The sequence below is a fragment of the Parviterribacter kavangonensis genome (assembly GCF_056863335.1).
Window position 1 is genome coordinate 521,980 of the sequence record NZ_JBXPJA010000002.1, and the last position, 23,227, is coordinate 545,206.

General features: G+C 72.5%; 26 protein-coding genes and 1 riboswitch. Of the genes, 19 read left to right on the top strand and 7 right to left on the bottom strand.

Annotated elements, in window-relative coordinates:
* Positions 1-5: 5 nt before the first annotated feature.
* Positions 6-476 (top strand): pyridoxamine 5'-phosphate oxidase family protein, encoded by a 471-nt coding sequence (locus AC1UE4_RS18300; RefSeq protein WP_482918742.1) that lies wholly within the window; start codon positions 6-8, stop codon positions 474-476.
* On the opposite strand, the gene AC1UE4_RS18305 is transcribed toward AC1UE4_RS18300, so the two are convergent.
* Positions 477-1,364 (bottom strand): formate/nitrite transporter family protein, encoded by an 888-nt coding sequence (locus AC1UE4_RS18305; protein WP_482918743.1) that lies wholly within the window; start codon positions 1,362-1,364, stop codon positions 477-479. It abuts the gene before it with no gap.
* A 282-nt stretch (positions 1,365-1,646) separates the two neighbouring features.
* Between AC1UE4_RS18305 and AC1UE4_RS18310 the strand changes: the two genes are divergently transcribed.
* Complete coding sequence (locus tag AC1UE4_RS18310) at positions 1,647-2,477, top strand: sigma-70 family RNA polymerase sigma factor (protein WP_482918744.1); 831 nt, start codon at positions 1,647-1,649, stop codon at positions 2,475-2,477.
* A gap of 58 nt (positions 2,478-2,535) precedes the next feature.
* Here AC1UE4_RS18310 and AC1UE4_RS18315 read toward each other — a convergent pair whose 3' ends face one another.
* Entirely contained in the window at positions 2,536-5,832 is a 3,297-nt protein-coding gene (locus AC1UE4_RS18315; RefSeq protein ID WP_482918745.1) for an ATP-binding protein, read from the bottom strand.
* Between the two features lie 78 nt (positions 5,833-5,910).
* Here AC1UE4_RS18315 and AC1UE4_RS18320 point away from each other — a divergent pair, with 78 nt between their 5' ends.
* A complete protein-coding gene (locus AC1UE4_RS18320) occupies positions 5,911-6,591 on the top strand; it encodes an FHA domain-containing protein (protein WP_482918746.1) in 681 nt (226 codons plus the stop codon).
* On the opposite strand, the gene AC1UE4_RS18325 is transcribed toward AC1UE4_RS18320, so the two are convergent.
* The gene (locus tag AC1UE4_RS18325; protein WP_482918747.1) at positions 6,592-7,338 is read right to left on the bottom strand and encodes an SDR family oxidoreductase; all 747 of its coding nucleotides are present in this window, start codon (positions 7,336-7,338) and stop codon (positions 6,592-6,594) included.
* A gap of 17 nt (positions 7,339-7,355) precedes the next feature.
* Between AC1UE4_RS18325 and AC1UE4_RS18330 the strand changes: the two genes are divergently transcribed.
* Complete coding sequence (locus tag AC1UE4_RS18330; RefSeq protein ID WP_482919049.1) at positions 7,356-8,183, top strand: methyltransferase domain-containing protein; 828 nt, start codon at positions 7,356-7,358, stop codon at positions 8,181-8,183.
* On the opposite strand, the gene AC1UE4_RS18335 is transcribed toward AC1UE4_RS18330, so the two are convergent.
* Positions 8,132-8,752, bottom strand: a complete 621-nt coding sequence (locus tag AC1UE4_RS18335; protein WP_482918748.1) for a CGNR zinc finger domain-containing protein — start codon at positions 8,750-8,752, stop codon at positions 8,132-8,134. The two genes, AC1UE4_RS18330 and AC1UE4_RS18335, sit on opposite strands and share 52 nt — an antisense overlap.
* 80 nt (positions 8,753-8,832) lie before the next feature.
* Between AC1UE4_RS18335 and AC1UE4_RS18340 the strand changes: the two genes are divergently transcribed.
* From AC1UE4_RS18340 to sufD, 9 genes are all read left to right on the top strand, one after another.
* Positions 8,833-9,435, top strand: a complete 603-nt coding sequence (locus AC1UE4_RS18340) for a hypothetical protein (RefSeq protein WP_482918749.1) — start codon at positions 8,833-8,835, stop codon at positions 9,433-9,435.
* Positions 9,414-10,049, top strand: a complete 636-nt coding sequence (locus tag AC1UE4_RS18345; protein WP_482918750.1) for a class I SAM-dependent methyltransferase — start codon at positions 9,414-9,416, stop codon at positions 10,047-10,049. Before AC1UE4_RS18340 ends, AC1UE4_RS18345 begins: the two co-directional genes overlap by 22 nt.
* Positions 10,050-10,059: 10 nt before the next feature.
* Positions 10,060-10,530: an RrF2 family transcriptional regulator gene (locus AC1UE4_RS18350; protein ID WP_482918751.1), complete on the top strand. Its 471-nt coding sequence runs from the start codon at positions 10,060-10,062 to the stop codon at positions 10,528-10,530.
* Positions 10,523-11,290: a Fe-S cluster assembly ATPase SufC gene (gene sufC, locus AC1UE4_RS18355; RefSeq protein ID WP_482918752.1), complete on the top strand. Its 768-nt coding sequence runs from the start codon at positions 10,523-10,525 to the stop codon at positions 11,288-11,290. Before AC1UE4_RS18350 ends, sufC begins: the two co-directional genes overlap by 8 nt.
* 14 nt (positions 11,291-11,304) lie before the next feature.
* Positions 11,305-12,510 (top strand): aminotransferase class V-fold PLP-dependent enzyme, encoded by a 1,206-nt coding sequence (locus AC1UE4_RS18360; protein ID WP_482918753.1) that lies wholly within the window; start codon positions 11,305-11,307, stop codon positions 12,508-12,510.
* 2 nt (positions 12,511-12,512) lie between these two features.
* Positions 12,513-12,905, top strand: a complete 393-nt coding sequence (sufU, locus tag AC1UE4_RS18365) for a Fe-S cluster assembly sulfur transfer protein SufU (protein WP_482918754.1) — start codon at positions 12,513-12,515, stop codon at positions 12,903-12,905.
* A gap of 11 nt (positions 12,906-12,916) precedes the next feature.
* Positions 12,917-13,231 carry a Rieske (2Fe-2S) protein gene (locus AC1UE4_RS18370; RefSeq protein WP_482918755.1) on the top strand — a complete coding sequence of 105 codons (315 nt, stop codon included), beginning with the start codon at positions 12,917-12,919 and terminating at the stop codon, positions 13,229-13,231.
* Between the two features lie 65 nt (positions 13,232-13,296).
* Positions 13,297-14,730, top strand: coding sequence for a Fe-S cluster assembly protein SufB (gene sufB / locus AC1UE4_RS18375; RefSeq protein ID WP_482918756.1), 1,434 nt, complete (start codon positions 13,297-13,299; stop codon positions 14,728-14,730).
* On the top strand, positions 14,723-15,940 hold the full coding sequence (gene sufD, locus AC1UE4_RS18380; protein ID WP_482918757.1) for a Fe-S cluster assembly protein SufD: 1,218 nt from the start codon (positions 14,723-14,725) through the stop codon (positions 15,938-15,940). Before sufB ends, sufD begins: the two co-directional genes overlap by 8 nt.
* A gap of 9 nt (positions 15,941-15,949) precedes the next feature.
* Here sufD and AC1UE4_RS18385 read toward each other — a convergent pair whose 3' ends face one another.
* On the bottom strand, positions 15,950-16,405 hold the full coding sequence (locus AC1UE4_RS18385; protein WP_482918758.1) for a hypothetical protein: 456 nt from the start codon (positions 16,403-16,405) through the stop codon (positions 15,950-15,952).
* 92 nt (positions 16,406-16,497) lie between these two features.
* On the opposite strand from AC1UE4_RS18385, the gene AC1UE4_RS18390 reads away from it, so the two are divergent.
* From AC1UE4_RS18390 to AC1UE4_RS18405, 4 genes are read left to right on the top strand one after another with little or no spacing between them, the layout of a single operon-like run.
* On the top strand, positions 16,498-16,626 hold the full coding sequence (locus AC1UE4_RS18390; protein ID WP_482918759.1) for a hypothetical protein: 129 nt from the start codon (positions 16,498-16,500) through the stop codon (positions 16,624-16,626).
* Positions 16,627-16,647: 21 nt separating this feature from the next.
* Positions 16,648-17,799, top strand: a complete 1,152-nt coding sequence (locus tag AC1UE4_RS18395) for a M20/M25/M40 family metallo-hydrolase (RefSeq protein ID WP_482918760.1) — start codon at positions 16,648-16,650, stop codon at positions 17,797-17,799.
* On the top strand, positions 17,796-18,035 hold the full coding sequence (locus tag AC1UE4_RS18400; protein WP_482918761.1) for a hypothetical protein: 240 nt from the start codon (positions 17,796-17,798) through the stop codon (positions 18,033-18,035). Before AC1UE4_RS18395 ends, AC1UE4_RS18400 begins: the two co-directional genes overlap by 4 nt.
* Positions 18,032-18,763, top strand: coding sequence for a hypothetical protein (locus AC1UE4_RS18405; protein ID WP_482918762.1), 732 nt, complete (start codon positions 18,032-18,034; stop codon positions 18,761-18,763). Before AC1UE4_RS18400 ends, AC1UE4_RS18405 begins: the two co-directional genes overlap by 4 nt.
* Here AC1UE4_RS18405 and AC1UE4_RS18410 read toward each other — a convergent pair.
* Positions 18,732-20,465, bottom strand: coding sequence for a hypothetical protein (locus AC1UE4_RS18410; RefSeq protein WP_482918763.1), 1,734 nt, complete (start codon positions 20,463-20,465; stop codon positions 18,732-18,734). The two genes, AC1UE4_RS18405 and AC1UE4_RS18410, sit on opposite strands and share 32 nt — an antisense overlap.
* A gap of 154 nt (positions 20,466-20,619) precedes the next feature.
* A riboswitch (cyclic di-AMP (ydaO/yuaA leader) is annotated at positions 20,620-20,784 on the top strand.
* A 19-nt stretch (positions 20,785-20,803) separates the two neighbouring features.
* Between AC1UE4_RS18410 and AC1UE4_RS18415 the strand changes: the two genes are divergently transcribed.
* Positions 20,804-21,604: a peptidoglycan-binding domain-containing protein gene (locus AC1UE4_RS18415; protein ID WP_482919050.1), complete on the top strand. Its 801-nt coding sequence runs from the start codon at positions 20,804-20,806 to the stop codon at positions 21,602-21,604.
* A 104-nt stretch (positions 21,605-21,708) separates the two neighbouring features.
* Positions 21,709-22,326: an LOG family protein gene (locus AC1UE4_RS18420; protein WP_482919051.1), complete on the top strand. Its 618-nt coding sequence runs from the start codon at positions 21,709-21,711 to the stop codon at positions 22,324-22,326.
* Here the strand turns inward: AC1UE4_RS18420 and AC1UE4_RS18425 are convergent.
* Positions 22,296-23,225, bottom strand: a complete 930-nt coding sequence (locus AC1UE4_RS18425; protein WP_482918764.1) for an oxidoreductase — start codon at positions 23,223-23,225, stop codon at positions 22,296-22,298. The two genes, AC1UE4_RS18420 and AC1UE4_RS18425, sit on opposite strands and share 31 nt — an antisense overlap.
* Between the last annotated feature and the right edge of the window lie 2 nt (positions 23,226-23,227).

Consider the following 23,227-nt stretch of genomic DNA (forward strand, 5'->3'; position numbering starts at 1 on the left):
GCGCCATGGCTTCCTGGTCCGAGTTCGAGAAGGCCGCTCCGGGCCTGGCCCGCGCGGTCGCCGAGCGGTTCGACGCCCACACGCACAAGACGATCGCGACCGTCCGCGCCGGCGGCGGCCCGCGGATCTCCGGCACGGAGGCGCAGCGGCGCGACGGCGAGCTCTACATCGGGTCGATGTGGCAGGCGCTGAAGGCGCGCGACCTGCAGCGCGATCCCCGGTACGCGCTCCACAGCGGGTCCGACGAGCCGGATGCCTGGCAGGGCGACGCCAAGGTCGCCGGCCGCGCCGAGGAGATCACCGACGAGGCGCGCGTGAGGGACCTCAACGGCGAGGCCGCGGCGAACGGTCCGTCGCACCTCTTCCGGCTCGAGGTCAGCGAGGCGAGCTTCGTGCGCCTCAACGAAGCGCGCAACGCCATCGTCATCGACATCTGGACCGAGCGCGACGGCCTGCGGACCGTCAAGCGCGCCTGACTAGCGCGTGATGCGCTCCTCGCGGGCCGCCGCGGGCGTGCCGTCGCCGTTGAAGCGCCCGCTCTCGCCCGTCGACCGCGGCTCGTCGCCCGGCGCCGGCGCGGCAGCGGGCTCGCGCCCGTAGAGGTACCAGTAGGACCCGGCGACGAAGATCGCCGCGCCGACGAGGTTGCCGAGGAAGGCGAAGATCCAGTTGTGGATCGCGTCCCACCACGTGAGGCCCGGGACGTCCGCGAAGATCGCCGCCGGCAGGAAGAACATGTTCGCCACGACGTGGTCGAAGCCCATGGCGACGAACGCCATGATCGGGAAGAAGATCGCGAGCACCTTGCCGGCCACGTCCTCGGCCGACATCGCCATCCAGACGGCGAGGCAGACGAGCCAGTTGCACCCGACCGCGCGCAGGAAGATCTGGAACTCGGTCTCGGTCGAGCCCTTCGCCTGCGCGATCTGACCGAGCCGCGCCAGCGGCGCCTCGGCGGTCACGACGCCCGTCTTCACGGCGAGGAAGTACGCGACGAACACCGACCCGATGAGGTTGCCGATCAGGACGATCCCGAAGTTGCGGCCGATCGCGCCGAGGCCGATGCGCCGCCCCATGGCGGCCAGCGGCACGAGCGCCATGTTGCCAGTCAACAGCTCGGACCCGGCCACGACGACGAGGATCAGGCCCAGGGCGAAGACCGAGCCGGTGAACAGCGTGATGAGCCCGCCCCACTGCTTGGGATCGAGCCCCGCTGAGACGGTGATCGCCAGCAGACCGCCGAAAGCGATGTACGCGCCGGCGAGGAAACCCGCCACGAGCGCCTTGTCCCAGGACAGCGAGGCCTTCTCGCTACCCTTCTCGATGCCGGCGACGGTGGTCGCCTTCGGATCCTTGAACCCCATGGTTCTCGGGTTCGTACCCGGGAGTGTGATGCAGGTCACGCGAGATCCGTCGCGAACCTGTAGTCTGCTGTGGCTGCCTCTTCGGAGGCGGCTCTACGTGCGCCCAGCGCACATCAAGTACGCGCGATCCAGTCTCTCCGCACCGGAGCCCGAGGGATGTTGCACGCGCAACGAAAACGAGATACAATTCCGACTACACGAATCGGAATCCCAGGAAGAGTGATTCAAACGTCCACCGTCCTTGATGCCGCGCGCCAGGAGGCTCACTACCAGCCCGAGGCCGTGGATACCACCATCGATCCGCTTCACCAGCTGCTCGCCGAGTCGCGGCGTTGGCCCCTGCTCACTCCCGCTGAGGAGATCGAGCTGGCGCAGCGCATCGAGCGCGGCGATCTGGTGGCCAAGGAGCGGATGATCAACTCGAACCTGCGTCTCGTCGTCTCCGTCGCGAGGAAGTACCAGGGGCAGGGTCTGCCGCTGGGCGACCTCGTGCAGGAGGGCATGCTCGGCCTGATCCGCGCCGTCGAGAAGTTCGACTGGCGCAAGGGCTTCCGCTTCTCGACCTACGGCACGCTCTGGATCCGCCAGGCGATCCAGCGCGGGCTCGAGAACACCAGCCGCACGATCCGGCTCCCCGTCCACATGTCGCAGCGTGCGCGCAAGGTCGCGCGCATCGAGCGCGAGCTCGCGCTGAAGCTCGGTCACGAGCCGACGGACGAGGAGATCGCGGGCGTGGCCGAGCTCACCGTCGAGGAGGTCGAGGAGATCCGGGCCGCCGACCAGGCGCCGGCTTCCCTCGACAAGACGGTCGGTGACGACGGCGACACGGCGTTCGGCGATCTGCTCGCGGCCGACCAGCTCGCTCCCGAGGAGGAGGTGGCCGATCAGTGGCGCGCTGCCGCGCTGCAGACGGCCGTCGCCGACCTGCCGGAGCAGGAGCGCCGGGTCATCGAGCTCCGCTTCGGGGCCAACCCCGAGGGCAAGATGCACACCCTCGGCCAGGCCGGCAAGGTCCTCGGCGTCTCCGCCGAGCGGACCCGCCAGATCGAGGAGCGCGCGCTGCGCCGCCTCTCGCAGAACGGGGACCTCGCCGCCCTGCGCGACGCCGCGTAGGCCACACCGAGTTCAGCTGTCAGCGAAGGGCCGCCCGACCGGGCGGCCCTTCGTCGTCTCAGGGGCGGCTGCGCGCCGTGAACGCCGCGAGGTCGCTCGCCGCCCGGCCCCGCTCGCCGTGCCAGCCGGCCGCCTCGCAGTGGGCGACTGCAGCACGCAGGTGCCGCTCCGCGCCTGCGGCGTCGCCCATCGTGTCCGCGAGCAGGCCGAGCACGCGGTCGGCCGACGCCGCCGCGACGAGCAGCGTCCTCCCGGCCTGCTCGCAGAGCACGTCGTAGTGCGTCGCGGCCGCCTCGGCGTCGCCGTCCTCCACGGCCAGCAGCCCGAGGCCCGTGTGGACCATCAGGCGGGACAGCGGGTGCAGCGCCGTCGCCGCCCACGCCGTCGCCGCGGCCCGGCGGGCGACGGCCGCCTCGAGCGGGCCGTCCGCGTCCACGCGACGCAGAAGCGGGACGAACGTGGTCACGATGTTATGCGCGACGGCCTGCGGCTCGCGCGCGGTCGCCGCCCACGTCTCGGTCATGCGGCGGGCGAGGTCGCGGCCGCGCTCCCGGTTCCCGCGCTCGTGCTCGACGAGCGCCAGGCAGGCGAGCACGCGCGTGTCGTGCGGCTCGACGGCGAGCGACCGCTCGGCGGCCGCCCGCGCGTCGTCCCACCGTCCCTCGAGCTTCGCGAGCCACGTCGCGTTGAGGAACGCGCCGTTGAGCGAGAACGGCTCGCCGACGCGCTCGGCCACCCCGATCGACGCGGTGACGTGCTCGCGCGCCGCGACGGCCTCGCCGAGCACCATCGCGGCGCGCGCCGCCCAGATCCGGGCGAGCACCTCGGCGCGCGCATCGCGTCCCTCCAGCGCGAGCTCGAGCGCCGCGTTCGCCGCCTCGATGCACGAGGCCCACCGCGTGTGCTGGAAGTCGACCATCGCCGCGCCGATGAACGACCTCGTCTCGAGCGCGCGGTCGCCGTGGCGGCGGGCGATCGCGACGGCCGCGGCGAAGCTCTCGGCGGCGGCCGGGTGGTTCGCCTCGTTCGCGCCGGCGAACCAGCCCCGCGACGTCAGGAGGCGCCCCTGCTCGAGCGTCCCGGGCTCCGCCAGCTCCAGCGCCGCGGTCGTCAGGTCGCGGTACTCGTCGAGCGCGGTGGTCCGGTAGATGAGCGGGATGCGCAGCGCGGCGACCTCCAGTGCCCGGCTGCGCGCGCCCGTGTGCACGTAGTGGTCGAACGCGCGGCGCATCCGCCCGACCGCCTCGCGGAACGTGGCGTTGTCGTGCAGCCCCAGCGTCGCGAGCTGCGCCCGCGCGAGGTCGGTCAGCAGTTCGGCCGCCTCGTCGTCCATCGCGGTGACGTCCTTCGCCTCCAGCGCCTGCTCGAGCAGCCGGGCGGCCTCGTGGTAGGCCTCGGACCGCAGCGCCTGCTCGGCCCCGGCCCGGCAGACGCGGACGATCCGCGCGGGCTCGGCGAGCCCGCCCGCCGCCACGAGGTGATGCGCGACCTCGCCGGCGCGGACGCCCTCGCCACCGTGGTGGCGCTCCAGCGCATCGGCCGCCGCCAGGTGCAGGCGCGCCCGCCGCGTCGCCGAGAGCTGCCCCAGCGCCGCGTCGCCGACGAGCGCGTGGGCGAGCTCGTAGCGCCCGACGGCCGTCGGATGCTCCGCGAGCAGCGCGGCGCCGACGGCCTCCTCGATCGCGTCCAGCACGGCGTCGTCGTCCTCGAGCGCGGCGACCGCGCGCAGGCGCGCCGCGGTCAGCTCGGTGCCCAGCAGCGCCGCGGCGAGGACCACCTCGCGGCAGGCCGGCGACGCCGCGGTCAGGCGTGTGGCGATCGCCGCCCGGACGCCGGCCGGGAGCGCCGTCCGGAACCGGGCGAGCATCGCGTCGGCGCTCTCGTCCTCCGCGGTCCGGCCGACCGCGAGACGGATCACCTCCGAGACGAAGAGCGCGTTGCCGTCGGTGGCGGCGTGAAGCTCGGCGACGAGCTCCGGTGGAGGCGTGCGGCCGGCGTTGCGCTCGACGAGCTCCGCCACCGCGTCGGGCGCGAGGCCGTCGAGGTCGAGCGCTGCCAGCTCGGACCTGCGCAGCGCCGCGAGCGCGTCGGTGAGCGGGTGGGCGATGTGCGGCGCCTCGTCGCGCATGGTCGCGACGACGACGAGGCCGCCGTCGCGCAGCCGCCGGCCCAGGAACGCCAGCAGGGAGAGCGAGTCGGCGTCCGCGGCGTGGAGGTCGTCGAGCACGACGAGCAGCGGGTCGCGCTCCGCGGCCTCCAGGACGAACGCAGTGATCGCGTCGAAGAGCCGGAAGCGCGCCTCGCGCGGGTCGGCGGCCGGCGCTTCGGCCTCCGCGAACACCGGCGGGCCGCCGAGATCGCGCAGCACTTCGCGCCACGGCCAGTACGGCGGCGCGCCCTGGCCGGCCTGGCAGTGGCCGCGCGCCACGCGCGCGCCCGAGCACTCGGCCAGCGCGGACAGCTCCTCGACCAGCCGCGTCTTGCCGACGCCCGGCGGGCCGCTGACGAGCACGGCGCCGCCGGCCGGCTCCGGGCCGCTGGGCAGGACGGCTGCGAGACGCGCGAGCTCGCGTGCGCGGCCGACGAGCCCGGGGGAGGACGGGGGCGCGGACGGACGGAGGCCGAGCGTGTCGTCGTGGCGCAGGATGGCCTGCTCGAGGCGCTGCAGCCCGGGGCTCGGATGCAGCCCGAGCTCCTCGTCGAGCGTCCGCTGGGCGTCCCGGTAGGCCGCGAGCGCGTCGGCCTGGCGGCCGGCGCGGTACAGGGCGAGCATCAGCTGCGCGCGCGGGCGCTCGCGTAGCGGGTGCTGCCGGACGAGCGCCTCGAGCTCCCCGACGAGCTCGCGGTCGCGGCCGAGGGCGAGCCGCGCCTCGATCCGGTCCTCGAGGCACGCGAGCTGCTGCTCGGCCAGCCGCTCCCGCTCGACCGTGGCGAACGGCTCGGAGAACTCCGCGAGCGCCGGCCCCCGCCACAGCGCGAGCGCCGCGCCGAGCAGCTCGTCGGCCTCCGCCGGCCGGCCATCGGCGAGCGCCGCGCGCCCCCGCTCGGCCAGCTCGCGGAAGCGGTGCAGATCGAGCGAGTGCCGCGACAGGTCGAGCACGTAGCCCGGCTGACGCGTGCACAGCGTTCCCTCGGGCAGCTCCTTGCGCAGCTGCGAGACGGCGATCTGCACCATCTTCGCCGCGCTGCCGGGCACGTCCTCGCCCCACAGGTCGTCGACGATCCGCGGAACGGGCACGACCCGGCCCGCGTCCAGCAGGAGCAACGCCAGGAGCGCGCGCTGGCGCGGGCTGCCCACGCGGACGGCGCCGGCGTCGCCGACGACCTCGAGCGGACCGAGAAGCCGGAAGTCCATGTGCGTTCTCCTCGCCGCTGATCATCTCCGACGGGAGCTGCCGCGTGGATGACGCCCGCGTCATACAGTGAGAAGGGCATGGCCGCGATCGACGAGACCCCCCTGGCGGCTGACGCCGCCACCCCTGCCGAGCTCGAGGCCCGGACGGCCGCCGAGCAGATCGGCCAGCCGTTCCTCATCTACCGCAACCGCAACGGGCGCCAGGCGCTCCTCACGCTCCATCGCGGGCTGAGCCGCGTGACGATCGGCCGCGGGCCGAGCAACAACGTCGCGCTGGGCTGGGACACCGAGGTGTCGCGCGTGCACGCGGAGCTCGAGCGGCTGCAGGGCGAGTGGACGCTCGTCGACGACGGCCTCTCGCGCAGCGGCACCTGGCACAACGGCGAGCGCGTCGTCGCGCGCCGGCGCCTGAAGGACGGCGACGTCATCCGCGTCGGCTCGACCGACATCGTCGTGCGCGTCCCCGGCGCCAAGCGGCGCTCGCGCAAGCAGGCGAGCGCCGACCGGCAGGCCGCCGGGCCGAAGCTCACGCCGACGCAGCGCAAGCTGCTCGAGGCGCTGGTCCGCCCCTACAAGGAGTCGCAGTTCGCGACGCCCGCGAGCAACCAGGCGATCGCCGAGGAGCTCTTCCTCTCGACCGACGCCGTCAAGGCCCACCTGCGGTCGCTGACGACGCTCTTCGGGCTCGACACGCTGCCGATCTCCCAGCGCCGCACCGCGCTGGCGGCGCGGGCGCTCGAGCTCGGCCTCGTCGAGTAGCTACTGGTGCGATGCGGCGATGTGCCGCAGGCCGCCGTCGACCACGATCGACTCGCCCGTGACGTAGCTCGCCTCCGGTGAGGCGAGGAACGCGATGACCGCGGCGATCTCGCGGGCGTCGCCCGCGCGGCCCAGCGGGATGCCCTCGCTCGGCTGCGGCTCCTGGTCCTCCTGACCGGTCATCCGCGTCGCGGTTTGGCCGGGGGCGACCGCGTTGACGGTGATCCCGTGCGGCCCGAGCTCGAGCGCCGCGACCTTCGTGAAGCCGCCGAGGCCGTGCTTGGACGCGGTGTACGGGCCGCTGCCCTCGAGCGGGATGTGCTCGTGGACCGACGTGACGTTGACGATGCGGCCCTTCGTGCCGCTGTCGAGCATGCGCTTGACCGCGGCCTTGGTCAGCACGAACGGCGCGGTGAGGTTGACGTCGATGATCCCGCGCCACTCGTCGAGCGGGATCTCGTGGAACGGCGTCTCGCTGCCGTAGCCGGCGTTGTTCACGAGCACGTCGAGGCCGCCGAGCGCGTCGGCGAGCTCGTGCAGCGCGCGCTCGCCCGCCTCGAGGTCGTGCAGGTCGACCTGCCGCATCTCGGCGCGGCGGCCGCGCTGCTCGATCTCGGCCACGGCGTCGCGCGCGCGCTCCTCGCGGTCGTGCCAGGTGAAGCCGATGTCGAAGCCGGCGTCGGCGAGCGCGACGGTCGCGGCCCGGCCGATGCCGCTGTTCCCTCCGGTGATGATCGCGACTGGCATGCGCCTACGATGCCCACATCGTCGAGGCACGACACCGACCCACGGCCACGAACGTCGCGGGCCACTACGACGTCCTCGACGAGGCGTACCGGCGCGTCTGGGGCGAGCACGTCCATCACGGCCTGTGGCTCACCGGCGCCGAGCCGCCCGAGGTGGCGGCGCGGCAGCTGACCGAGCGCGTGGCGGACGCCGCCGGGATCGGCCCCGGCGACGCCGTCTGCGACGTCGGCTGCGGGTACGGCGCGACGTCGCGCGTCCTCGCCGCGTCGCGCGGAGCCGTGGTGACGGGGCTGACGCTCTCGGCCGCGCAGGCCGCGGCGGCTCCGCCGGCCGAGGGCGTGACGCTGCTGGTGCGCGACTGGCTGGAGAACGGGCTGCCCGACGCGTCCTTCGACGCGGTCGTCGCGATCGAGAGCCTGTCCCACATGGTCGACAAGCCGCGCGCGTTCGCCGAGGTCGCGCGCGTCGTCCGCCCGGGCGCGCATGTGGCGATCGTCGACTGGATGACCCGCGAGCGGCCGAGCCCGTTCGAGGTCCGCGCGCTGCTGCGGCCGATCTGCGAGGAGGGCCACCTGCCGAGCATGCACAGCGCGTCGGAGTACGCCGCGCTGCTGCGAACCAACGGGCTCGAGGTGACCGGCTGGGAGGACCTGTCCTCGCGCGCCTGGCGAACGTGGACGGTCGTGCTGCAGCGCCTGGTGCCGCTGCTCGCGAGCGACCGGCGGCTGCTGGCCGAGTTGCTGCGCTCGCCCGAGTGGCGCTTCGGCCTCTCGCTGCTGCGGATCCCGGTCGCCTACCGCCTGCGGTCGATGCGGCTCGGGCTGCTCACCGCGCGGCGGCGGTAGTACGCCTTGGCCTTCGAGCGCTGGCCGCAGACGCGCATCGAGCACCACGTCGCCGACGCGTTGACCGACCGGTCGTAGAACGCCCAGCCGCAGTGGTCGCCGGGGCACGTCTTCAGCCGTCGCCACGTGCCGTCCGCCTGCGCCGTCCACGCCGCCGCGAGGATCGTCCCGACCGTCCGCTCGATGCCGTCGCCGGCCGGCTCGAGCCGCGCCGGCAAGAACCGGGGGAGAAGGCCCGCCCGCCGCGCCGCCTCATCCAGCGTCTCCGCCGCCCGCCGCGCCGCCTCGTCGAGCGTCTCCGTCGCCCCCCGCTCATCTTCGCCGGCCGAGAGCCCGGCGTGCAGCGCCTCGCGGATCTCCGCGAGCCACGCCCGCTCCTCGTCTCCCTTCAGCGGCGCGAAGCCGCGCGCCCCCAGCCACGCGTCGAACCGCGCGGCGTCGCGGAGGAGGTCCTCGTCCCAGCCGCGGATCGCGGTGTTCACGAAGTCCTGGACGAGCGCGAGCGGCTCGGGTGCGGGCGCTCGATCACCGGGCTGGACCTCGCCGAGCATGAGCGCTAGCGTTCTCACCAGCTGAAGGCTACTGGCGGTGAGAGGGTGTGAGAAGGGGCGAGAAGGAACGAGATCCGACGAAGGCGAGCCCAGCCGAGGTGCTCGGCGCGTGGCTGCACGTCTGGACGCCGCCGCGCGACGTCGTGATCCCGCCCATCCCGTGGGGGAAGGTCGCCGCGGCGTTCGGCGGCCTGCTCGTCGTCGCGGCGCTCGTCGCGGTCTTCGTCGCGCCGGCGATCGACGACTCCAAGGACCGCAGCGCCGCGAAGGAGCGCAAGGAGCTCGCGCAGCGCGCCGCCGCCCGCCGGCGTGCGCAGGAGCGCGAGCAGCGTGCCCGGATCGGCACCGCGGAGGGCGACCGCGCGGCCATGCTCGCCACGGTCGAGCAGCGGATCGGCGCCGATGCCCGCGAGCGCTTCGACCCGGACGCGCGCGTCGCGAAGTGCGAGCCGACGCCCGGCACCGACGCCACCGCGGCGCGCGTCGCGTTCGACTGCACCTCGGCGGTGCGCGACATCGTCGGCGCGGGGATGCAGGAGGGCGCCCGCGGCGTGCTCGGCATCCCGTTCCGCGCGGTGCTCGACTTCGGCCACGGGACGTACGCGTTCTGCAAGGTCAACCCGCCGCCCGGCGAGCAGGTCATCCCCGACCCGCGCAAGCTCGTCCTGCTGCCGAAGGCGTGCCAGATCCCGAAGGCGTGACGGTCGTCGACCCCCGGATGCGCGCCTACTACGACCGGCGCGCAGCCGAGTACGACGACTGGTGGCTCGGCACCGGCAAGTTCGCCTCGCGCGACCGGCCCGGCTGGGCCGAGGAGGTCGAGCAGCTCATCGGCGCGATCTCCGCGCTGCCGCCGGCGCGGACGCTCGACGTCGCGTGCGGCACCGCGTTCCTGACGCGGCACCTGCCCGGCGAGGTCGTCGCGCTCGACCAGAGCCCGCGGATGGCGGAGATCGCCCGCGAACGCCTCCCGCACGCCGAGGTCGTGGTCGGCGACGCGGTCCCGCTGCCGTTCGGAGACGGCGCGTTCGACCGCCTGTTCACGAGCCACTTCTACGGCCACCTCGTCGAGCAGGAACGAGCGCCGTTCCTCGCGGAGGCACGCCGCGTCGCCCGCGAGATCGTCGTCGTCGACTCGGCGCTGCGCCCCGGCGTCCAGCCGGAGGAGCACCAGCGGCGGGTGCTGAACGACGGGTCGGAGCACACGGTCTACAAGCGCTTCCTCACGCCCGAGGAGCTGCTCGGCGAGCTCGGCGGCGGCCGGGTCATCCACGCCGGCCGCTGGTTCACGGGGGTACTCCGACCGGCGCGGTAGGATTTAGGGCGTGATCTTCACGACGAAGGCCGAGTACGGCGTGCGGCTGCTGGTCGAGCTGGGGCGTCAGAGCCTCGAGCGGCCGGTCTCGCTCAAGGCGATCGCGGAGGCGGAAGGCCTCCCGCTCGCGTACCTCGAGCGCATCGTGGCGCTGCTGAAGAAGGCCGGCCTCGTCGAGTCGACGCGCGGCGCCCACGGCGGGTACCGCCTCAGCCGTCCGGCGGAGGAGATCCGCATGGACGAGGCGGTCCTCGCCCTCGAGGGCGCCGTCGCACCGATGTCGTGCTTCGTGGACGACAGCGGCGAGGGCCATGGGGTCCTCTGCTCGCACCACGACCACGGCGACCTCTGCGCGACGAAGCTCCTCTGGATGCGCGTGCAGGGCGGCGTCAACGAGGCGCTGCAGCGCACGACGCTCGCCGAGCTCGTCGCCTTCTCCAACCGTGAACCCCAGCTGATCCAGATCGGAACGCATGCCTGACCTCGAGATCCGGAACCTCCACGCCTCCGCCGGCGACAAGCAGATCCTCAAGGGCGTCGACCTCGTCGTCCGCGAGGGCGAGATCCACGCGCTCATGGGCCCCAACGGCTCGGGCAAGTCGACGCTCGCCAACGTGGTCATGGGTCATCCCAACCTCGAGGTGACCGAGGGACAGATCCTCTTCGGCGGCGAGGACATCACGGAGGCCGACCCGGACGAGCGCGCCCGCCTCGGGCTCTTCATGGCGTTCCAGTACCCGGTCTCCGTGCCGGGCGTGACGATCACCAAGTACCTGCGCATGGTCCAGAACGCCCACCGCGAGGCGAACGGCGAGCCGGAGATCTCGCTCAAGGACTTCCGCAAGGTCACCGAGGCCGCGATGGAGCTGACGGACGTCCCGAAGGCGTTCTCCAGCCGCTACCTCAACGAGGGCTTCTCGGGCGGCGAGAAGAAGCGCCTGGAGATGCTGCAGCTCGCCCTGCAGAAGCCGCGCATCGCCGTCCTCGACGAGACCGACTCCGGCCTCGACATCGACGCGCTGAACGTCGTCGCAAACGCGGTGAACAACGTGAAGGCGGAGACCGGGATGGGCGTCCTGATCATCACGCACTACCAGCGGATCCTGCATCTCGTGAAGCCCGACCGCGTGTCGATCATCTTCGACGGCCGCGTCGCGACCGAGGGCGGCCCGGAGCTGGTCGAGCAGCTCGAGCGCGAGGGCTACGCGAACATCCGCGCGGCCGTCGGCACCGGCGCCTAGCGGGGGATCGGACGATGAGCGCCCTCGGCCTGGCGACGGACTTCCCCGTCCTGCAGCGGGAGGGGCTCGTCTACCTCGACAGCGCGGCGACGTCGCAGAAGCCGCAGATGGTCATCGACGCGATGACCGGCTTCCTCATGCACCACAACGCGTCGGTGCACCGCGGCGTCTACCCGCTCGCGGTGGAGGCGACCGACGCGTTCGAGGGCGGGCGGCAGAAGGCGGCCGAGTTCGTCGGCTCGCGCCCCAGCGAGACGATCTTCACGGGCAACGCCACCCAGGCGGTCAACCTCGTCGCGCAGGCGTGGGGGCGGGCCAACCTGCAGGAGGGCGACCGCGTCGTGGTGACCGAGATGGAGCACCACGCGGTCATCGTCCCGTGGCACATGATCTGCGCCGAGCGCGGCGCGCACCTCGACGTCGTCCCGATCGACGACGAGGGCCGGCTGCGCCTCGAGGTGCTCGACGAGCTGCTCGAGCGCGGCCCGAAGCTCGTCGCCGTCGCGCACGTCTCCAACGTGCTGGGCACGATCAACCCGATCGAGGACATCGCCCGCCGCGTGCACGACGCCGGCGCGCTGCTGTTCGTCGACGGCGCGCAGGCCGCGCCGCAGGTCGCGGTCGACCTCGGGACGCTGGACGCCGACTTCTACGCGTGGACCGGCCACAAGGCGTACGGCCCGACCGGCATCGGCGTGCTGCACGGGCGGCGCGAGCTGCTCGAGGCGATGCCGCCCTTCATCGGCGGCGGCCACATGATCAGCTCGGTCTCGTTCGAGGAGATCCGCTTCGCGGGCGTGCCGACGAAGTTCGAGGCCGGCACGTCGCCGATCGTGGAGGGCGTCGGGCTCGGCGCCGCGGTCGACTTCCTGACGGGACTTGGGATGGACGCCGTCCGCGCGCACGAGCGCGACGTCGTCGGCTACGCGCTGGACCGCCTCGCCGACGTGCCCGGCATCACCATCTACGGCCCGCCCGACGCGGAGTCGCGCGGCGCGGTCGTGTCGTTCGCTCTCGAGTACGCGCACCCTCACGACGTGGCCGAGATCCTCGGCCGCCAAGGCGTCTGCGTCCGCGCCGGCCACCACTGCGCCCAGCCGCTCATGAAGCGCCTCGGCGTCGGCGCGACGACGCGCGCCTCGTTCGCCGTCCACACGACGCGCGACGACGTGGACCGGCTGGTCGACGCGCTCGGCGAGGTCGAGAGGATCTTCGCGTAGCCATGGACGACCTCTATCGCGAGCAGATCCTCGAGCACTACAAGCGCCCCCACAACTGGGGCGAGCTCGAGGACCCCGACCTCGTCTACGAGGACAACAACCCGCTCTGCGGGGACGAGCTGAAGGTCACGATCGACGTCGACGAGGACAACCGCGTCGCCGACCTGCGCTTCAGCGGCCACGGCTGCGCGATCTCGCAGGCGTCGGCCTCGCTCGCCTCCGACGAGGTCAAGGGCATGAAGGTCGAGGAGCTGCTCAGGCTCGACCGCGAGTTCATCCTCGACCTGCTCGGCATCGAGCTCAGCGCGACGCGGCTGAAGTGCGGGCTGCTGTCCCTGAAGGTCCTCAAGAGCGCCGCGCTCGGCGCCGCCGTGGACTGGGACACGCCGTCGTAGTCTCGTCCGGCGTGCCGCTGATCGACGTCTGCCCGCTCGACGAGCTTCCGCCGGGTGCCGTTCGCCGTGTCGACGCGGAGGACCTCGAGGTCATGGTCGTCAACTGCAACGGCGAGGTCCTCGCGATGGAGGACCGCTGCTCGCACGACAACGGCGACCTCGCCGACGGGGAGATCGACGTGAGCCGCTGCGCGGTCGAGTGCCCGCGCCACGGCTCCTGGTTCGACCTGCGATCGGGCAAGCCCCTGAACCTGCCGGCCTACGTGCCGGTGGACACGTTCGACGTGGTCGTGGAAGACGGCTTCATCCGCGTCGACGTCGACTGAGCCCGGGCCGGAGCGCCCGATACAATTCCTATTCCCGACGTCGGGATTGGAGAACGAGAGACTTCATGGCCACACCCGAGATCATCGCCGAGCAGCAGGCCCTCCTGGGCATCAACGCCGACTACACGGAGCGCTACGGCTTCCACGATGCCGAGAACTACCTGTACAAGGCGCCGAAGGGCCTGACCCGGGAGCTCGTCGAGAAGATCTCGGAGTTCAAGAACGAGCCGCAGTGGATGCGGGAGTTCCGGCTCAAGTCGCTCGACCACTTCCTCGCCCGGCCGATGCCCACGTGGGGCTCGCCGATGCTCGGCCAGGTCGACTTCGACGACATCCACTACTTCGTGCGTGCGTCCGAGAAGGCCGAGCGCTCGTGGGACGACGTCCCCGAGGACGTCAAGAAGACCTTCGACCGCCTGGGCATCCCGGAGGCCGAGCGCAAGTTCCTCGCCGGCGTCGGCGCCCAGTACGAGTCCGAGGTCGTCTACCACCAGGTCCGCGAGGACCTCGAGAAGCAGGGCGTCGTCTTCCTCGACATGGACTCCGGCCTGCGCGAGCACGAGGACCTCGTCCGCGAGCACTTCGCGTCGATCATCCCGCCGAACGACAACAAGCTCGCCGCGCTGAACAGCGCCGTCTGGTCGGGCGGGTCGTTCGTCTACGTCCCGCCGGGCGTCTCGGTCGAGATGCCGCTGCAGGCCTACTTCCGCATCAACACGGAGAACATGGGCCAGTTCGAGCGGACGCTGATCATCGCCGACGAGGGCTCGTACGTGCACTACGTGGAGGGCTGCACCGCGCCGACGTACTCGTCGGACTCGCTGCACTCCGCGGTGGTGGAGCTGATCGCCAAGCCCGGCGCCCGCATCCGCTACACGACCGTGCAGAACTGGTCGCAGAACGTCTTCAACCTCGTCACGAAGCGCGCGGTCGCCGAGCGCGATGCGACCGTCGAGTGGGTCGACTGCAACCTGGGCTCGAAGCTCACGATGAAGTACCCGTCGGTCTACCTGATGGGCGAGCGCGCCCACGGCGAGATCCTCTCGATCGCGTTCGCCGGCAAGGGCCAGCACCAGGACGCGGGCGGCAAGATCGTCCACGCCGCCCCGAACACGACGTCGAACATCTTCGCCAAGTCGATCTCCAAGGACGGCGGGCGCTCGTCGTACCGCGGCCTGCTCGAGGTCGCCAAGGGCGCGACGGGCTCACGGTCCAAGGTCGTCTGCGACGCGCTTCTGCTGGACGAGGACTCGCGGTCGGACACGTACCCGACGATCCGCATCGGCGAGGACGACGTCGACGTCGGCCACGAGGCGACGGTGTCGAAGGTCGGCGAGGAGCAGCTCTTCTACCTCCAGGCCCACGGCATCGACGAGGAGGAGGCCTCCAAGCTCATCGTCAACGGGTTCATCGAGCCGATCGTCAAGGAGCTCCCGATGGAGTACGCGGTCGAGATGAACCGGCTGATCGAGCTGCAGATGGAGGGCTCCATTGGCTGATTGGACCGCACTCCCCCTGCCGCAGCACAAGGGGGTCGCGGGCTGGGAGTTCACCGAGCTGAAGGGCTTCGACCTCGCCTCCTTCCCGCGCGTCACGCGGCACGAGGGCGACAAGATCGACGTTCCCGAGCCGGTGTTCGCCACGCCCGAGGACTCCGTCCTGCTGACGCAGGTCGACGCCACCTGGGACGAGGCCGAGGCCGCGACCGTCGAAGGCCCGCTCGTGATGAGCCTGTCGCAGGCCGTCGAGCAGCACGGCGACCTCGTCGACCGCTACCTCGGCACGGTCGTGCCGGTCGAGGATGACCCCTTCGTCGCCCGCAACGCGGCGGAGTGGGAGGGCGGCGCGTTCGTCTACGTCCCGCGCAACACGGCGCTCGACGCGCCGGTCCTGCTCAGCGCCATCCAGGCCCAGCAGGGCAGCGCGCTCAACTGGCGCGTGCTCATCGTGCTGGAGGAGGGCGCGCAGGCCGAGGTGTGGGAGCAGTACCTGTCGTCCGCCGACGGCCTGTTCACCACCGTGGTCGAGCTGGTCGTCGGGCCGAACGCGAACCTGCGCTTCGTCTCCGCCCAGGACCTCGACGAGAAGTCGTGGATCTTCGGCCGCCAGCGCGCCCGCGTGGAGCGCGACGGGACGCTCGACTGGGTCGTCCTCGGGTTCGGCGGCGCGAACGGCAAGGTCTTCCAGAACACGATCCTCGACGGCGAGGGCGCGACCGGCAAGGTCACGGGGGCGTACGCGATGCGCGGCCGCCAGCACCTCGACTTCGACACGACGCAGGAGCACGCGGCCGCCAACTGCGTGTCCGACCTGGCGTTCCGCGGGATCCTCACCGGGCGCTCGAGCGTGGTGTGGCGCGGGATGATCAAGGTCGACCCCGGCGCGCAGCAGACCGACGCCTTCCAGGAGTCGCGCAATCTGCTGCTGTCGAAGAAGGCGCACGCCGACGCGATCCCCGGCCTCGAGATCCTCGCCAACGACGTCCGCTGCACGCACGCGGCGGCGATCGCCCAGATCGACCCCGAGCAGGTCTTCTACCTGCGCTCCCGCGGCCTCTCGAAGGCGGCGGCCGAGCGGCTCGTGGTCGAGGGCTTCATGGCCGAGCTCGTGGAGCGCTTCGAGGAGGGCGCCGTCCGCGAGGCGCTCGCCGGCGCGCTCGAGCGCCGGCTGGCGTCGGTGCTCGGGACCGAGCCGCACCCGCTCACGTAGCGCGGCCGTCTACTCGGACGGCTCGTCGTCGCCGGCGTCCTTGCGGATGTCCTCGGCGACGAGCCGCTTGAACGGCTCCAGCCGCTCGAACAGCTCCTCCGGCTCCACCGGCTCCTCGGGCTCGCGGGTCCCGATCAGCCACGGCGCCGCCTCGACGGCGGTGTTCCACGCGACCTCGTCGGTGTCCTCGCCGTCGCCCGCGCTCGCGCCGCCGGCCGGTGCGGCCGCGGCGGCCGGCCCGATCGCGTCGAGGTAGACGTTGTGGAAGCCGTTGCGGTCCTCCTCGTGCCACGTGACGTGCGCGCGCTTGCCCTCGTAGGCCGCGGCCTCGCGGCCGATCGGCGGCCGGAACGTCGTGAACTCGCGGCCGTCGGCGTCGCGCACCACGAAGCGGGTGTGGCCCGACTTGGTCTGCGTCTCCTTCACCGAGACGACGTCGACGTCCGCTTCCTGTCGGTCGCCCATGCTCTTCCGGATACCCGTGCCGCGAGTGGCGGGAACGACGCCCAACGCTCCGAGCAACGGTGCAAGACGCGGGCGTGCAGTCGGTGCCGCCCATGAGAGGCCGCCGCGGCACGCCCGGTCCCGATCGCATCCGCGGCACGCCGAAGCCCGACGAGGACCGCGCCAGCGTCGACCCCGAGGAGATCTTCTTCTCCGACTGCGAGCACGGCTTCGCGGGCTGACGCTCCGTATCCTCGCCTCGCATGGCGACGGCGTGGATCACGGCCGAGGCGGCGCGGATCGCCGCGGCGGCCCCGGAGGAGCTGCGCGCGCTGGTCGCCGTCTCGACGCCGTCGGGCGACCCGGTGGCCGCGGAGCGGGCGGTCGACGTCGTCCGCGGCCTGCTGCACGGCGCGGCGGAGGTCGAGCGGCAGCCGTGCTCGACGCCGAACCAGGCCGACGACCTCATCGTGCGCGTGCGCGGGAACGGACCGCGGCGGCTGCTGCTCGTCGGCCACCTTGACACCGTCGTCGCGCACGCCGACCACCGGCCGCTGCACCGCGACGCGAGCGAGCCGGATCACCTCGTGGGGTCGGGCGCGACGGACATGAAGGGCGGCGACGTGCTCGCGCTCGGCGTCCTGCGCTCGCTCGCGGATGCGCGCGACGGGGCGCCGGACTTCGCGGAGGTCGCACTGCTGCTCGTCAACGACGAGGAGTGGCGGATCGCGCCGTTCGTGCACACCGAGCGCTTCGCGCACTTCGACGCGTGCCTGTGCTTCGAGGCGGGGCAGCTCGCGCCGGACGGGGAGGAGGCGGTCATCGTCAAGCGCAAGGCGGCGGGCACGGTCCGTGTCACCGCGCAGGGCCGCGAGGCGCACTCCGGCTCGTCGCCCGACAAGGGAGCGAACGCCCTGCTCGCGCTCGCCACGGCGGCCCAGGCGATCGCGAGCCAGCACGACCCCGCCGGGGCCGACGCGCTCACGTCGGTGCCGACGATCCTGCGCTCCGGCGACGCGTTCAACGTCGTGCCGGCCAGCGGCGAGCTCATCGGCGACATGCGCGCCGCCGACGCGTCCGCGTTCCGACGCGTCCTCGACGCCGTCCCGGAGGAGGTCGGCGGAGCGACGCTCGAGGCCGAGCTGCTCCGGATGTGGCCCGGCATGGACGCCATCGAGGCCACCAGGCCGCTGCTGGCCCGCGCCGGCGAGCTCCTCGGCGCGCCGATCCACGGCGGCGCCCGCGGCGGCGCCAGCGACGCGAGCCACCTCGCCACCGCGATCCCCCTCACGGTCGACGGCCTCGGCCCCCGCGGAGGCCACGCCTACCACCCCGACGAGTTCGTCAAGGAGTCCTCCTTCGAGCCGCGCGCGGCCGTCGCCCTCGCGCTCGCCGCGGCGGCGCTCGAGCCATGATCCTTCGCAGGGTGGGGCACGCGATCGTGCGTCTCGCCCCGGCGGTGCGGTGCTCTCGGTGCGGGAAGCCGCTCTTCCGCGCCGTGCCGGTCATCGCGAATGGGCGGCTGCGGCTCTACGGCGCGGAGCGCAGCGTCGTGCGGGTCGAGTGGACGTCGCGGCACACGCTCGCGTTCCGCCACGAGGCCGCGGACGCGTGCGCGCGGGACATCACGCTGCCGGTCGCCGAGCTGTGATCGCGACGGTGCTTGTGACGCACCTCGACGCCGAGGGCGTCGCCGCGTCGCTGGCGCAGCACCCGCCGGGCGCGAAGGTCGTCGTGTGCCACGGCGGCAGGCGCGAGGACTTCGACGCCGTCGAGCACGCCGACAAGCTCTTCATCGAGGACCCGTCGCTGCGCGGGCCGATGGAGCGGCAGTCCTACGCCGAGGTCCTCACGCGCGCCTACCGGGAGGTCATCGCGCACGACGAGGCGATCGACCTCGTCTACCTCGCGGAGTACGACCACGTGTTCCTGCGCCCCGACTACGAGCACGCGCTGCGCGCGGCGATCGACCACGCCGGCGCGGACTTCCTCGGCAAGAACTGCTCGCGCCGCGACGACACGAACTGGCCGCACGCGCTGCGCGCCCGGCAGGACCCGCGGCTTGCCGGCCGCGAGCTCTGGGGCTGCCTCGGCACGGGGATGCTCATGCGCCGCGCCGTCCTCGAAGCGCTGGCCGGCGAGCCGGAGATCCCCGGCTACCTCGAGCTGGCGATCCCGACGGCGGTCAACCGGCTCGGGTTCCGCCTCGACGACGTCGACCGCTTCAGCGACCTCTACGCGTACGTCAACGCGCCCCCGGAGAAGGATCGGGCCTCCGTGGAGGAGGCCCGATCAGCAGGTCACTTCTTCGTGCACCCGTTCAAGCGGGTGCGGGAGCTCCGGGCGGCTACGCCCGGAACTTCACCCACTTCGACTTGACCGGCGCGTACGGGCTGCGGCCGGGGTAGACGGCGCGGACCCGCCAGAGGCCGCCGTACTTGAGCTTCTGCACGAACGTCATCGTGAGGTTGCGGTCGCCGCGGTTGGCCACCTTGCCGCCGCCGTGGATCTTCTTCCACTTGCCGCGGCGGAGGTTCTGCCACTCGACGAAGATCGGGCCCTTGACCGGCGCCAGCGCCGGCTTGATCGCCGGGGCGATCTGGACCTGGAAGCGGCGCGTGCGCCCCTTGCCGCCGATCTTCAGCACGTAGTACTTCGCCTTGACGGCCGGCAGCTTGCCCGGCGGGACGATCGAGATCGGGATCTCGACGGTCGCCGCGTTGCCGGGGTCGTCGACCGCGGTCACGACAAGCGTCGCGCTGCCCGGCGGGACGCGCTTGAGCTCGCCGCCCGACGGCTTGTAGAAGCCCGACCAGTCGGCCGCGCAGACGTCCTTGCACGGCTTCCCGGCGACGAAGTCGATCGGCGCGACCGTCGTGTAGTCGCCCGCGACCGACGGCGCGTTCGACCAGCCGGCGATCTTGCCGCCGCCGTCGTTGAGGCGCGCCTCGACGGAGATGCTGCGCGTGTCGCCGCCCGCCGTCTTGACGCGGACCGGGATCTTCGACTTGTAGGCGAACATCTGCCGCGGCTGCGGCGAGACGACCTCGATCTGCGGAGCGACGAAGTCGCCGCACGGCTCGGTCAGCTTGTCGCCGTCGGCGGTGTAGCTCTTGAAGGCGGCCAGCGCGGGGGCGTTGCCCGAGTCGAAGAGGCCGTAGCCCGCGTCACGGTCGGTGTACCAGAGCGCCGCCTTGACGTAGTCGCCCTCCTGCGCGAGGCAGTGGAAGCCCTCGAGCATGAACTGGGCCTGCTGCGCCGGCGTCACGCCCTCGTTCTTCTTGCCGGCCCACTGGCCGACCGGGCAGGTCGCGCTGGAGACCATCCAGCCCATCTCGGTGACGTAGACGCCCTTGTCCGCGTCGCCGTTGGCGACCATGACCTTCCGGACCTCCTTGATGCCCAGGAAGGTGTACCGGTTCTCCTTGCCGTCGACGAAGAGCCGCTTGTACGGCGAGTCGATGAGGCAGGCGGTGTCCGTGTGGACGCCCACGCCGTCGAACGAGCCCTTCGCGCCGGCGGCGTACGCCGCCTGGATGAAGTCGTAGTTGTTGCCGGTCGTCGGCCCCATGAGGACCGTCGCGGTCGGGTCGACCGACTTGACGCCGGAGTACGAGCGCTTGAGCAGGTCGACGTAGTTCGCGACGTTCGGAGCGGGACGCCACCACTGGCCCTCGTCCTGCTCGTTCCAGATCTCGTACGCGATCGTGTTCGAGCCGGCCAGGCCGCGCGCGAGCCGCGCCAGGCGGTTCGCCCAGTCCTGCGGGTCGGCGGGCGGGTCGTGCGTGGCGTTCGCGACGACGAACATCGTCTTCAGCCCGAGGCGCTTCTCGGTCTGGACCTTCTGCGCGAGCTGCGAGACCGACGGCTGGCTGTTGACGTCGAAGTCGTCGAGGAAGAGGAAGTGCCGGACCCACTGGGCGCCGGTCCCGGCGGCCTCCTGGATCTGCGCGTCCGTGACGGAGACCCCGCCGGCGATGTTCAGGCCCGGCTCCGGGCCGGTCTTCGTCCACGCCGCCTGGGCGGCAGCCGGGACGAGGAGGCACGCGAGCAGGGCGAGCAGGGGGATGGTTCGACGCACTTGAGCAGGACTCCGGGGTGGGGAACGGACGGGCTCCAGCCACAGCATCGGAACGGGCGCGGGGGAGCTTTAGCCCCCGGGGACCCCGGGGTTAGCGTGAGCGACGTCACACAGGTGGCGGTCCGTCACCGCAAGTCGCTATCTTCTCCGCCGTTGTTATGACCAGCCGAGTCTTCGCCCCCGGTGGGCGGAGAGCGGGGGATCCATTGGTCGCTGCCCGTCAGCGACCGGGGGCGAATCACCGTCTTCGTGCGGTGTAGCGCTGCTCTTTCTGCGCGAGCCCGACAGCTAACCCCGTAGGCGCCCCGTGAAAGAGAGAGGTCGTCGTCCGCGTGCCCATGCAGGTCCCGTTCTCCCGATGCGTCGTGCTGGTCGCGACGTGCCTCGCCGTGCTTCTGACCGGTCCGGTCGCGTCGTCCCAGGCGGCCAAGCTGGGCTCACGCCAGCTGACGGAGGGCTCCCGCGGCGCCGACGTGCGCCAGCTGCAGTCGCTGCTGCGCAAGGCCGGGTTCCGCCTGCGCGCCGACGGCGTCTTCGGCCACGGCACGTACAAGATCGTCCGCGTCTTCGAGCGCGAGCTCGGCCTTCCCGTCGACGGCGTCTTCACCCGCACCGACCTGCGCCGCCTGCGCGCCGCCCTGAAGCCGGCCACCAGCAACGGCGGCATGACCTACGGCGCGGAGCAGAACAAGAACCGCGCCCGCGCGGTCTCCACGCAGGAGGTCGCGGGGGAGAAGGCGCAGCTCACCTCCGACGGCCTGGCGATCGCCCCGGCGAGCGCTCCGCAGGAGGTCAAGGACATCATCGCCGCGGGCAACAAGATCGCGAAGCTGCCGTACCGCTACGGCGGCGGCCACGGCGACTGGGAGGACACGGCGTACGACTGCTCCGGCTCGGTGTCCTACGCGCTCCACGGCGCGAAGCTGCTCAAGGCGCCGATGCCCTCCGGCTCGTTCACCTCGTGGGGCAGGAGCGGCCCCGGCGAGTGGGTCACGATCTACGCCAACGGCGGTCACATGTACATGGTCGTCGCCGGTCTGCGGTTCGACACGAGCGGCCGCTCGCGGGCGGGAACGCGCTGGCAGAAGGACATGCGTTCCGCGTCCGGGTACACGGTGCGCCATCCTGAGGGGCTCTGAGCTCCCCAGAACCCCTTCGCCACCCGAGCGCCGACGAGGAGCTCTTCGCCGCCGAGCTCCCGTCGGTCCTCGCGGAGATCACCGACGCGCAGCGCGTGGAGCGCATGCGCGCGGAGCTCGCCAACGGCTTCGAGATCCTGGGCGGGATCGAGCGCGGCGTCGCCGTCTTCGGGTCGGCGCGCACGCCGGAGGACCACCCGCGCTACGCGTTCGCCCGCGAGGTCGGGTGCGCGCTCGGGCAGGCGGGGTTCACGATCATCACGGGCGGCGGCCCCGGCCTCATGGCCGCGGCCAACCGCGGGGCGCGCGACGCGGGCGCGCCGTCGGTCGGCCTGACGATCGACCTGCCGTTCGAGCAGCACGAGAACAAGTGGCTCGACACGCGAGTCGACTTCCACTACTTCTTCGCGCGCAAGGTCATGTTCGTCCGCTACTCGGGCGCGTTCGTCGTGCTGCCCGGCGGCTTCGGGACGATGGACGAGCTGTTCGAGGCGCTCACGCTGATCCAGACGCGCAAGATCCGCTTCTTCCCCGTCGTCCTCGTCGGGACCGACTACTGGGGCGGGCTCGTCGACTGGCTGCGCGACCGGATGCTCGCCGACGGCAACGTCTCGCTGCAGGACATCGCGATGCTGCGCGTCACCGACTCGGTCGACGAGATCGTCGCGCTGTGCTCGGCGGCCGCGGACCGTCAGTGGACGGCGCGGCCGGGGAACTCGTAGGCCACGCCGGTCAGCTCCTCCGACGCCTCCCAGAGCCGCCGCGCGCTCTCCTCGTCGCGGGCGCGGCCGTTCGGCTGCACGAAGACGGGGTGCCCGCGCATCTCGCCGGCGCCGTCGGGGCCGATGAAGCTGCCGCCGGGCAGGTCCGGGACGGTCGCGGCGTAGAGCGTCGGCAGCGCGCCCATCGCGTCGCTCTGGGCGAACGTGCGGTTCAGGACCGCCATGAGGCCGCGCTCGAGCGGGTTCGGCGTGTGGGACTGCAGCTGCGTCGCGGAGTAGCCGGGGTGGGCGGCGACGCTCGTCAGCGGGCTGCCGGCCGCGGCGGCTCTGCGCTGCAGCTCGAGCGCGAAGAGCAGGTTCGCGAGCTTCGACTGCCCGTAGGCGAGCCAGCGCACGTAGTGGCGGTCGCCCTGCAGGTTGTCGAAGTTGATCCGGCCCGTCTTGTGGGCGGTGCTCGAGATCGTCACGACGCGCGGGTCGGCGGCGCGCTCGAGCTTCGGCAGCAGCAGGCCGGTGAGCGCGAAGTGGCCGAGGTGGTTCGTGCCGAGCTGCAGCTCGAAGCCGTCCTCGGTCCGCGCGCGGGCGACGGCCATGACGCCCGCGTTGTTGATCAGCACGTCGACGTGCTCGCCGGGCAGGTCGTCGGCGAACGCGCGCACGGAGGCGAGGCTGGCGAGGTCGAGCGCGCGGACGTCGAGGTCGGCGGACGGGACCTGCTCGCGGATGCGCTTCTCCGCGGCGCGGCCCTTCTCGACGTTGCGGCAGGCGAGCACCACGCGCGCGCCGCGGCGGGCGAGCTCGAGCGCCGCGTGCAGTCCGATCCCGCTGTTGGCCCCGGTGACCACGAACGTGCGGCCGGACTGGTCGGGCACGTCGGCGGCGGTCCACTTCGGTGGCATCG